The organism is Nitrosomonas aestuarii, from assembly GCF_003046585.1.
Classification (GTDB): Bacteria; Pseudomonadota; Gammaproteobacteria; order Burkholderiales; family Nitrosomonadaceae; genus Nitrosomonas; species Nitrosomonas aestuarii.
In genome coordinates this window covers 71,900-83,992 of record NZ_QAAE01000005.1, presented here as the reverse complement: position 1 = coordinate 83,992, position 12,093 = coordinate 71,900, and the positions used below count along the sequence as shown (strand labels likewise).

General features: G+C 45.5%; 7 protein-coding genes. 2 read left to right on the top strand and 5 right to left on the bottom strand.

All coding sequences use genetic code 11. The features are described 5' to 3' along the window. Positions 1–43: 43 nt before the first annotated feature. From C8R11_RS06075 to C8R11_RS06055, 5 genes are read right to left on the bottom strand one after another with little or no spacing between them, the layout of a single operon-like run. Entirely contained in the window at positions 44–1,207 is a 1,164-nt protein-coding gene (locus tag C8R11_RS06075; RefSeq protein ID WP_107794928.1) for a class I SAM-dependent methyltransferase, read from the bottom strand. Further along, complete coding sequence (locus C8R11_RS06070; RefSeq protein WP_107794927.1) at positions 1,204–2,130, bottom strand: LpxL/LpxP family acyltransferase; 927 nt, start codon at positions 2,128–2,130, stop codon at positions 1,204–1,206. Before C8R11_RS06070 ends, C8R11_RS06075 begins: the two co-directional genes overlap by 4 nt. Continuing rightward, positions 2,106–3,152, bottom strand: coding sequence for a glycosyltransferase family 4 protein (locus C8R11_RS06065; RefSeq protein ID WP_107794926.1), 1,047 nt, complete (start codon positions 3,150–3,152; stop codon positions 2,106–2,108). Before C8R11_RS06065 ends, C8R11_RS06070 begins: the two co-directional genes overlap by 25 nt. After that, positions 3,152–4,387, bottom strand: a complete 1,236-nt coding sequence (locus C8R11_RS06060) for an ABC transporter ATP-binding protein (RefSeq protein WP_107794925.1) — start codon at positions 4,385–4,387, stop codon at positions 3,152–3,154. Before C8R11_RS06060 ends, C8R11_RS06065 begins: the two co-directional genes overlap by 1 nt. Continuing rightward, on the bottom strand, positions 4,377–5,204 hold the full coding sequence (locus tag C8R11_RS06055) for an ABC transporter permease (protein ID WP_244907568.1): 828 nt from the start codon (positions 5,202–5,204) through the stop codon (positions 4,377–4,379). The genes C8R11_RS06060 and C8R11_RS06055 overlap by 11 nt, the downstream gene beginning before the upstream one ends. Before the next feature lie 484 nt (positions 5,205–5,688). Here C8R11_RS06055 and C8R11_RS06050 point away from each other — a divergent pair, with 484 nt between their 5' ends. Continuing rightward, positions 5,689–8,607: a beta strand repeat-containing protein gene (locus tag C8R11_RS06050; RefSeq protein ID WP_107794924.1), complete on the top strand. Its 2,919-nt coding sequence runs from the start codon at positions 5,689–5,691 to the stop codon at positions 8,605–8,607. Positions 8,608–9,396: 789 nt separating this feature from the next. Beyond that, positions 9,397–11,856 (top strand): O-linked N-acetylglucosamine transferase family protein, encoded by a 2,460-nt coding sequence (locus C8R11_RS06045; RefSeq protein ID WP_107794923.1) that lies wholly within the window; start codon positions 9,397–9,399, stop codon positions 11,854–11,856. Positions 11,857–12,093: the final 237 nt, after the last annotated feature.

The window sequence follows — 12,093 nt, the reverse complement described above, 5'->3', positions numbered from 1 at the left end:
AGCGCCGGCATGTAATAAAATATTGCCAAGGAGCCTGAAATAATTACTTGCATTTTGCTAAAACAGTAAAGGCATTTGTTGCTAAATTCTCATAATCGACATCCAATCCTGATTTCTGGTAACTGTTAAAACCGGTCAATATTTGCTCGGGTATTGGAATGCAGTGCTTTTCAATCAGAGTGACCGTCAGCCCACAGCTGTCGAGTAACTGCCGCAAAGAATGCTCCGTATAAAAACGCAGATGCGTATTGCATAGTATGCCCGCTGGAACATAATCCCAGCGGCCTGCAAGCAGATCGTCAACTACAGCCCAGAAGCCGACATTGGGTACGTTTAACAGGATATTGCCATCAGGCGTGAGCCATTGTTTTATCTTGCTCAACAGTTTCTCCGGTTCAGGCATATGCTCCAGTACATCCAGGCAGCTGATACAGTCAAATCGATCGTGAATATCCAGTGATAAAACATCGCCAACCCATAATGCATCGAGTGTGGCTTGTGCAACTTCCGCTTCATGGCGGTTTATTTCAATGCCGGCAACCCTGCAGCCGATTGTTTTTTTGACTGTGGCGGCAAATCCGCCCCGGGAACAACCGATATCCAGCAGAGACTGAATTTTTTCCGGCACAAAAGGCAGGATGTCGGGACGGGTTTCACGATAATAATTATAAAAAGGATGGGTATATGCCTGCGGTATGATCATGATCTGTTCAGCCGGCAATTGGTGCGGCAGTTCAAAAAGATCGTCAGGCAGATCGAGATTTGACAGAGACTGCGCTGAGATCAGAAACAGCCAGCACTCCCTTCCGTCATAACCAATGGGGGCATTATCATGTTGCGTTAATTGCTGACTGAATTGCTCAAAGCCGCGTAAGGTATGGTAGTTTGGCGTTAAAATAATACGCGCGTTAGCAGGATCATTCGGCAGCGCTATCTGAGTTTCGGGGTTTTGTTCGAGATGTTTTTTTAATAAAGGATACATTTCTTTACTGGCCAGCATTGCAGGCTCTTTAATAAATAAAATGTAGCCAGCCGGCGGCAGGTTCAGGCTGACGAGTTCCTTTAATGACAGCGTTGAATCAGGAGTATGCATTATCCAGCTGGCATGGGGAAATGTTTGCTGCAGCATTTCCAGCGACAGTCGAAGCTCGGATGAGTAGGTATAGGATGCTGTGATCGATGTAAATATCGTCAGTGATTCATTCATGCGGTTTCCTCATCGTATTGATTGATAATGGCAGTACCCATCCATTGCCATGGCTCCCGGCGGACGATACTGGATAACCGGTCGGCATAATTTTGTAAAATAGTTTTTTTGTCGGCAGTAGAAATACCTGGGTCAATGCGCAGGTGGCGTTTAAAGGAATAATCAGGCCTGAGTTCGATCGTGCTCCATACTGTCAGAAAGAGTGCGTTGTATTTAATACCCAAATCGATAATGCGCGTAGGTAATGAAGCTTTTTTGCCTAGCAGTTGCACTGGGAAACGGCTGGTGGGTATGAATTTACGTGGAATATCGGGTAAGACCAGCAGAATTCCGTTATTTTTACAGGCGCTAATAATATGCCTGTCTATCTTATTTGCATTGTTGGTAAAAACATAACGTCCCTGCATTTTGGTTTGGGTTAGAAAATAATTGCTATGCTCAAAATACTGTTGCGGTAGCGGGTTATATTGTGAATTGTCGACTGTACGTGCAACAGGGTCGATATGAATCCCCAGTTGCCCCAGCGCAATGGCAATCGTATAAAAACTGCCCGTATGCGCTGTCAGTAAAATTATTGGGCGGTTCAGCCCGAGCGCATTGTGCAAATGTTCAAAACCCGAGATTGAAAAGTTTTTATCTAAATTTTTTTTATTCATGCTCAGGCACGCGTAAGCATCACTATTTCGTATCGCCCTGATCCGCAGCGCTTTATCAACGGCATGATCAATATCAATGACATCGTTTGTGTTGGCGTAAAATGCCTGCAGACTTTTTTTAAACGCGAATGCGTCGTTTTTTAACGTTGATTGCATGCGCAGCCAGCGCTCCTGGGTGCGCCAGCCGATTGCCCAAAACGGCAAATCCAAAAAAAAATAACGCCACATTGGATACGAGTGTTTTATTGATCGAATGATTTTAAGCATATTTGCTCCAAACGTTCTGCAGCAGCATTAGCAGCGAATAGTTTTTGCATGAGCTGCGGTCCGCGTTTGCGAAGATACATTTGCTGATCAGGACTGTTTAATAGTGTGCGCATGGCATGGGCAATGGCCGTGGGATCGGATGGCGGCACAAATGCTGCATAATCATGTGTTTCATCAAAACTCAAGTGAGAAGGGATGGCGGTGGCAACACAGGCCACGCCGCTTGCCAATGCTTCAGCAAAGGGTAACCCGAATCCTTCAGCTGCGTGCGATGGTGCTATCAAAAAATCATGCGCACGATATAAGCGCGCCATTGCTTGCGGTGATAATTTCGATAAATAACAATCAATGGGCGTTATTTCTTTTTCTTTATCTGACAAAGCCCGGTTGGAGATGCGGGTAACATAGAGCCTGACATCTTTCCGCCTCAGTAGGCTGATTGCGTTTAAAGCATCGGGTATGCCTTTGACGCTGCTTTCAAATAAGCCGATCAGTAAAATTTTTGCCGGGCGGCGAAATAACTTTCTCAATAGTTGTTTATATGCAAATGAATGTGGCGTAAACAGCGCTGTGTCGACAAGCTGTCCAATTGTCTGCACGGTAAAACTGGAATTGCCGTAAATTTGTTGCAGACGCGTTGTAAGCCAGTCTCCGACGGTGAGTTTGGGAATGGGGAGGCGATAAGCCTGCTCGATTTGCTCACGCAGGCTGGCATATTCGGGAAAGTCGCCTTCATAGCCCTGACAAAAATGAAATACCTGCGGGCAATGCAGTTGCAGGGCGGCCTGTGCTGTGGTCCAGAACGTTGCGATTACAACATCCGGGACGGTATCTGTTGAAAAGGGTTGCGCCAGATTATCAAAATAGTTGATATTGATTGTATGGTGATACCAGTGATGATTTCCCAATCTGGCGCGAATCGTGACTTTGTGGCCTCTTTGCATAAGCAGATATGCCTGGTCAAAAACGACGCGCACGCCGCCAGATAATTCGGTCGATTCGAGTAGAAAACAGATATTCATTATTTCCAGTGATGCGGCAACATAACAAATCCCTGTTCCGTGCCTTCCTGTTCAATTTTCAATTGAATGATATTCAGAGCGGCGTCATAACAATGCAGCGCATTCTCGCAGCCTAGATATACACTTAATGAATAATCGCCTTTAAGCAGCGGTATTGATGGGAAGACAACCTCAATCTTTTTGTTTTGCATGTGATACTGCGTTAAATCGATTGCGTCATGATAGGATGAGGCGCTGCTGATACCAAGGCCGTCAGTGGTGGAAAAAGTAACGACAAGGCTCGGTGTGGGTAATGCCGGGTCGAAATCGAATTGAACAGCAATAGTTAAGGTGCTTTGTTGACTGATGGCTTGTAAAATTGTACCGCTCATGCCGTCTACGGCTGCCTGCACGCCGGTAATACGTGCCGCGCCATTATTAGTATCGGAAGCCTGTCGCGACGGCGCGGATTGGGATGATGCAAACCTGGTCATGTGACTGTCTGTATCAATCAGCGTTTGACCATATTGATTGGTCACATCGCCACTTGAGCCGATCATGGCAATTCTGCCTCGATCCAGCCAGATTGCGCGATCACAGAGCGCAGCAACCTGATAGATTGAGTGTGAGCAAAATAAAATTGTTTTTCCGGCTTTTCTAAACTGCATGATCCGGTCAAAGGATTTTCGGGCAAAAGCGCCGTCACCCACGGATAAGGCTTCATCAATGACTAATATATCGGGGTCGACGTTAATAGCGACAGAAAATGCCAGACGAACATACATGCCGCTGGAATACGTTTTGACCGGTTGGTCGATAAAGTCGCGTATTCCAGAGAAATCAACAATCGCTTCAAAGCGGTCAGCTATTTCGGCTTGTGTCAATCCCATAATAGCCGCGCTCATCAGTACATTTTCTCGTCCGGTAAATTCAGGGTTGAATCCGGCGCCCAGTTCCAGCAGGGCTGCAATTCTGCCGTTAACCGAGAGCTCGCCGCCTGTCGGCGTCAGCGTGCCGCTTACTAATTGTAATAAGGTTGATTTTCCTGAGCCGTTATTGCCGACAATACCGACCACTTCACCTTGTGCGACTGTGAAATCAATATCCCGTAATGCCCATAGTTCACGATAATATCTGCGCTTGCCGCGCCATAGAAACTGCTTAAGGCGATCTTTGGGTTGGTTATATAGCTGATAACATTTGGATAATTTGCTGGCCTGGATGACGGGGTTTGCGCCAATTGACTCAAAGGACATCGGCAAACCCTTTGCGCGTTTTTTCGAACCAGAATAACCCGGCCCATGCAATGCATGTGGAAATCAGGTAATAAACAGCCAGCCCAGCCCAGTCAGGCGGGTTACCGGCCAGTATGACCCCGCGTGTCTGCTCAATGATGAAGGTAAGTGGATTAAGAAACAAATAATCGCGCACAGATTCCGGCAGGGCGGATGCAGGATAGAAAATAGGGCTCATGAATAACATCATCGTCAATATCAGGCCGATAAACTGTCCAATATCGCGAACAAAAACCCCGATGGACGCTAACAGCCAGGATAGTCCCATGATGAGCAACAGCAGCGGCAGCAGCACGATCGGCAGAAATAGCAGTGTCCAATGTAACGGATGGCCGATTATCAAAACAAAAGTCAGTAATACCAGATAACTGATGCAGGCATGAAAAAGCGCAGCGCCCATGGTGACCCAGGGTAAAATTTCCAGTGGAAAAATAATTTTTTTTACATAATTGGTGTTGACAAGAATGAGACCGGGTGCGCGCGAGATGCATTCGTTGAACAGATTGTAAACAATCAGCCCGGCAAACAATAACAGCGCAAAAGTAACCTTGTCATCATAAAGTGTATTGTTCTGATCCAGGCGCACCTTAAACACGATGCTAAATACAAAAGTATATATCGCAAGCATTAATATGGGATTGACTAAAGACCAGAGCAGACCGAGAAAAGAGCCTTTGTAGCGGCCCAGCACCTCACGTTTAACCATTTGTATGGCGAGTGCATGGTTTTGCAGCAGACTGTGAAAAATATTGAAATGAGTCGTATTGGACGGGCGCAAGGAAAATCAATAATGAACTAAAAAACGGCATTATTACAGATATTGCCGAAGTATAGAATATGAACTTGATCCGATCATGAAGTTGTTCCATTTCTGGACAGCTTTCAAAGTGTTTGTCTGACAGTTTGTTGCCTCACCAAATGAATATAAAGATTGGCTTCAGCCAGAATCGAGCCTGCCGGTTATGCGCGGTAATGACGCAACAATAAAAAAATAAAATTTTTCAAATTGTTATATTTTTATTTGAAGAGTTCACCTGAAGAATATTTGCTTTAGTTTGGCATGGCGTTGTAAAAATGCGACAATACTTGCGTAAGCAATGGAAAAACTTGATCGTGCTACTTGCAAACCCTGTTGCTTTTGTGCAAAATGCGTTCTAACTAGCTTTTTGTGTGAGCATGTGACAGTAATTTTTATTATTCAAGCATAAAGAGTCAGAACAAAAGCTTGCAAATTTTGATTTTAATTTAACAAGGGAGCACCCATGGATAACCAGGAAACTCAAATTCACAAAATTGTTGCAGGATTGTTTGGTGCAGCGTCTGGCAGTGATCTGCTCGCAGTAATGAACGACTTTGTAGAGGCTAATGGTACGCAAGCCTTTGCAATAACACTGGCCACATTCTTGCCTGAAGCCACCACAGAAGAAAGAACAGATGCTTTGATGAGCAACTTCGGCTTTGTTGCTGATGATGATGCGGAAAGCCCCGGTTCACTGGCCGAAGCTTATATTTCAGGCCGCCTTGAAGCAGGTGCGGATGCTGGACAGATCGCTTTAAACGTTGTTAATTTCCTGTCTTCTGAATCTCTGGCAACTGATTTTCCTGCATTTGTGCCCTGGGCTAACTTGCTGGCGAATAAAGCGCAGTTGGCATCAATTTATTCCGCCAATTTCCCTTCAACCACGCTCGAAGAGCTGTCCGCTCCACTGAATGTTGCTGGCATCCCTACCGATTCTGTACTGACTGCAACTGAAGCAAGAGCCTTGCTGATTGCCGGAGGTGTGGCGCTTCCTCCTGTATTTGAACTGGCTGCTGAAGCTGCTTCGGTGGAAGAAGGCGGCGTAGTGACATTTACAGTAACTGCCAGTGAAGCGGTTGCTGAAGACACAGACGTTGTGTTTACGGTAGTGGCTGGCGATAACGCAGCCGCAGATCAGGGAACTGGCACAACAAACCTGAACGATTTCGTTTCAGGTACATTCACTTCTGTCACTGTTACGATTCCTGCAGGAAGTACAACAGCGACATTTACCGTGACCGGTAAAGAGGACGGTCTGACTGAACTGGCTGAATCTTTCAGCGTCGAGGCTGTTGTTAATGGTGAGACATTAACGGTGGCTGCCGATTTGGTAGATTCTGCAGGCTCTTTGATCACATCACTGACAACGAGCGCTGATAATTTCCCTGGTACATCCGGGGCGGATACATTCAGTGGATTCGTCGGAGCAGGTACTACTTCAACACTGACAGGTGCGGATACTGTCGCAGGTGGTGCTGGCATAGACATCTTCAATATTACGAATTCATCAGGTGCGGGTGTTACCAATACCAATGGCGCACTGGTGAATGGCATTGAGATCTTCAATCTGCGCGGCTCTTCAGCTGCAGATACATTTGCATTCGATGCGTCCGCCACGCCGGGTGCGACTGACCTTAATAGCTTCCTGAGTCTGGGTGCTGTAACCGTTACAAATGTCCCATCAGGTGGAAGTGTTGGTGTCATCGGTAATAATTCAGTAACAAATGCGGCAACCACTGCTACCTATGCGGCTGGTGCGACAGCTCAGGTTCTGAATATCAAAGGTGGAACACTGGGTGCAGGCGCGATTGTTGTAAATGGCGCAGCTGCTGCTGATCCAACTTCGCTGACAATTAACTCAACCGGCGCAGCGAATACAGTTGGTACAATTACCGCAAACGGTACGGTCACAACGACTACAATCAATGCGGCCACATCATTGGCCACAGGCGGTTTGGCAATCGGCACCAATGCGGCTGCTCAGTCACTGGTAGTAAGCGGTGCGGCAACCAGCGTTGCAGCAACAGCAACTGCGGCTGAAACATCTGCGGTTGTACTGGGCGCCCTTGATACCGACTTTACTTCAATTAATGCATCCGGACTGACAGCAGGTGGTGTATCGGCAACGTTGTCAGCAACAGTTGCAGCTACATTTACCGGTGGTGCAGGTAAAGATATGATTACAACGTCTACAAGTGGGCAGACAGGTGTCGTTAACGCAGCTGGTGGTGATAACGATGTTCTGACACTGGCAGATGCCACACATATTGATACCACAGCAGAAGGCGCTATCTATCAGGGCTTTGAAATTCTGTCATCAGCTGCTGCAGCGATTGATATGGACCTGATTACAGGTTCAACGATTACAGGTATCTGGCTGGGTGCTGCAGGCTCCAATGTGACTGACATGAACGCTACACAGGCTGCGAATGTAACGGTAATTGGCGCGCTGGGTGCGACAACATTGAGCATTAAAGATGCAACAATGGCAGGTACGCTGAATACACTGGGATTGACCATATCGGACGGTGATACAACGACATCGGAAGCACTGGTGGTAGGTGGTGACCTGACACTGGCAGGTGTTGAGACTATTACCATTAATGCCATCGACGATGCTACCTTTGCAACAATGGCCAATATCACAGGCATGATAGATCTGACAGTATCGGGCCCTGGTGATGTAAGCATTACAACGGGTGCGCAGGCGCTTGGTGTGAATGGTAATATCGACTTCTCAGGCCTAACAGGTACATCAACGTATGATGCATCTCTAGCAACAACGAACGCGTTTGCATTCACCGGTGGTTCGAATGTTGATACCGTCACCGATAACGCTGTTGGCGGCAGCACCATCAGCACAGGTGATGGTAATGACCTTATTACGCTGACCGCTAAAGCAGGTGGCACATCTGGCACAACGATTAACGGTGGTAAAGGTGCCGATACGGTTACCAACAACGTGATTGGTAACGGTGCAGATGACGCTCTGAAATTTGTCTATGCAGCAGGAGATTCTGTCAGTGATGCATCGACAACAGGTATCAGTGCCACATTAACGGATACGATCACAGGCCTGGATGGCGCTACATTAGGAGCAGCTGCTGGTATATCTGCAGAGTTTGATACTGAAGTACAGGCAACGGCCGTGACAGTAGGTACCACCGATGTAGTACTGGGTACCACAATGGTTACCAATGCCGGTGACTTCTTTGTCAATATTGACAGCGCCACAGTAGCGTACATTTACCAGGATACTGATGGTGATAGAATTATCGAAGCAGGTGAATTTGCGGTGGCTTTAACCGGCATAGCAACAGATACATTAGTGGCTGGTGACTTCACTGTTGTTGGTGGTGATTTGATGCTCATTACCACCTAATATCAGGTGTATTATCAAGTGAACCCCAGTACTTAGAATTAGGAGTTCACTTAATCAGCAAACAAACCCCTGGCTTTGAACAAAAGCCAGGGGTTTTTTGTTTTTAGCCTGAGTATCAGTGGATTATTTGACGTAATTGGCCCGGCTCAAATGCGAAGTGTCCAGAGCCGGATTTGAGAGATAGTTAAATTTCCTGGCGTGTAAACCCAGCAGGGGATAAGTTACAAAACGGCAAGATCGGTCAAGCAGGTGTTTTGTTACAAACCATGTTGTTGAGAGAAGAGCAACGCCGTCTAGGTCAGCGATCAGACAGGGAACGAAGTCGCAGCTCACAGTGCATGCCATGAGTACCTGTGGCTGATTGAACAGATGAACACTTAAACAATGTTTGGTGAAAGCCTGCATTTACTGCACCTGAGGAAACCGTTGATACATGCTGTTTCGAAGCTGATATAGACTGTTTGCTGAACAGCATGAAGGTCACATCGTTGGGAATGGCATGTTCGCCGTACGGTACTCCGAATACTTCGCAGACTACTTTGGGTCGACCATTGCATGGGCAATCTCAAGACTGCGTTCAGCGGACGTAACTTTATTCAATCACGCCCTGTATGGGCATCGTTATCTCGCTGAGTTTTTGTTTCGCTTCAATCTTTGTTTTGAATTGACTGCCGTGCTACCGCGAGTGATACACGCGACCTTCACCACAAATCCTCTCTCGCTTGGTATATTAAGGATTCTGAGGCAAGTAGCCAACCCGTAAATTCTTAGAAAGAATCTGATAAGCCTATGACAGATAATGTAAATGAAAATATTAGAAACTATCAACAGGCACTTGAACTCGAGCCGGATAATGTGGAGGTTTGTCTTGCCCTTGGCGCAATATTGCAACAAAAAGGGGCATTAATTCAGGCCAAGGAAATATATCAAAGATTTATTGCTGGAAAGCAGGATTGTGCGGAAGTTTATTGTAATTTGGGGATTACGTTAACAGCTCTGGGAGATCAAGAGTCTGCGATCGAAACATTCAAATTGGCGGTTCAGTATAAACCTGAGTTATCGGTGGCACATTATAACCTCGGCAATGCGTTGCAGTTACAAGGAAAACTGACAGAAGCCGAAAAAGCATACCGGCAAGCAATCTATTTAAATCCAAAATATAAAAATGCGCATAATAATCTGGGTAATATTCTGCAAACGAAGGGGCAGCTGGTTGCAGCTGAACAGCATCTGAAATTGGCCCTTGCGCTTGACAACAATGACGCTCAGACACTTAACAACCTGGGCAATGTGTTTAAACATCAAGGATTATTGAGTGAGGCGGTTCAGTATTACAGGAAAGCGCTGTCACTTAAAGCGAATGACCTGGCGATTCATAGTAATCTGCTCTATGCACTCAGCGCGGATAAAAACTGCTATCCCGAAGCGTATTTGGCGGAAGCAAGAAAATATAGCCTAAAAGCGAATGTTATTAAACCTTTTATAAATCATTCGGGGATACCTGGAAAAAATGCATCGCGGCGGATACGGATAGGTTTTGTATCAGGTGACTTAAAATCACATCCAGTTGGCTATTTTCTGGAGAGTACATTTCGAAATCTGGAACAGGATAAATTTGAACTTTTTGCTTATTCAACAAGAAATCAGGAAGATAATCTAACAAAAAGAATAAAAACCTGTTTTAGTCAATGGCACATTATAGCTGGTATGCATGATAAAGAGGCTGCCAGCAAAGTGCATCAAGATAACATAGATATACTGGTGGATCTGGCTGGTCATACGGCACTTAATCGCCTTTCATTGTTTGCCTATAGGCCTGCTCCTATACAGGTGAGCTGGCTTGGATACTTTGCTTCTACAGGGCTGGACAGCATCGATTATCTTCTTGCAGATCCAATATCGGTGCCAGAATCTCATCATACGCATTTCACAGAAAGAATTTGGTATTTGCCGGAAACCCGGATGTGTTTTACACCACCTGAAGAGGCTGTTTCTTTAAATGTGGCGACGTTACCTGCCAGCCGGAATGGTTATTTTACTTTTGGTTGCTACCAAACATTGTCAAAATTGAATGATGATGTTTTGAAGGTATGGGCTGAATTATTTAAATTGTTGCCACAAGTACATTTACGGATTCAGAACAAACAATTGGGCTGTTCGGAAACCAGAACACAATTTATAAAACGACTCGCACAGTTTGGAATACATGAGGACAGATTGCGCTTGTGCGGGCCGCAATCACGAAAGGAATACCTTGCCAGCTATGCGAAGGTGGATGCGGTTCTGGATACCTTTCCATATCCGGGTGGGACAACGACCTGTGAGGCATTGTGGATGGGTGTGCCGACATTAACGCTTGCTGGGAAAACGCTCCTTGCACGCCAAGGTGCAAGTATTCTAATAGCAGCAGGTCTATCAGCGTGGGTTGTGGAAGATACTGATGAATATGTGAAAAAAGCAATTGAACTCAGTTCTGATTTGTCGGAATTGGCTAAATTACGGTCCGGTCAAAGAGAGCATGTACGAAATTCTCATCTCATGGATGCGAAGCGATTTGCAAGAAATCTGGGTGCAGCCTTTCAGGGCATGTATAAAACAAAATATGCGCAAATTGAGAAAATACGAATGACCGAAAATTCAATGGAAAAAGTTTTTTTGCATGTGGGCTGTGGATCAAAAAATAAAGCGTACACAACTTCCGGATTTAATAATAATCTTTGGCGGGAGATCAGGTTGGATATTGATGAAACTGTTAATCCCGATATAGTTGGAACCATGACAGATATGTCTGACGTAAATGTAGCATCTGTTGACGCCATATTTTCTGCCCACAATATTGAACATTTGTATGCGCATGAAGTGCCGGTGGCCATCAGGGAGTTTCTGAGAGTGTTGAAGCCGGATGGTTTTTTAGTGATAACATGCCCTGATCTGCAATCAGTATGTGCCTTAGTGGCAGAAGATAAACTGACTGATCCAGTCTATACCTCACCAGCCGGCCCCATTTCACCAATAGATATTCTTTATGGATATCGTCCTTTTATTGAACAAGGGAATCTCAACATGGCACATAAATGTGGGTTTACTAAGAAAATATTAGTTGGAACTTTACGTGGTGTTGGTTTCATGACAATTGCCGCAATTAATCGAGGCCATCCGCATTATGACTTATGGGCAGTTGCCAGCAAATCAGAAATAACGCATGATGAAATATGTGAATTAGCCAAACATCATTTCCCGTTAAATTGAGTCCAGGTTAAAGGTTATTGAGTTATAAGACCAGTATTCCATTAACTGGATAAATATTAGGTTATAGTCGCACAAAGTCAATGCGAGCAACTTCCATATGTTAATTGTAGCTTTCCTAGTCAAGCTGCAATTTGTGTTTGCGCGATTGAATATTCTGTAGTCGTCGGTGATCGTACACTCTGACCTGCATGCAAAAAGCAGTCGTGTCGGCATCAGGCAGCAACTACAGTGGCCGCG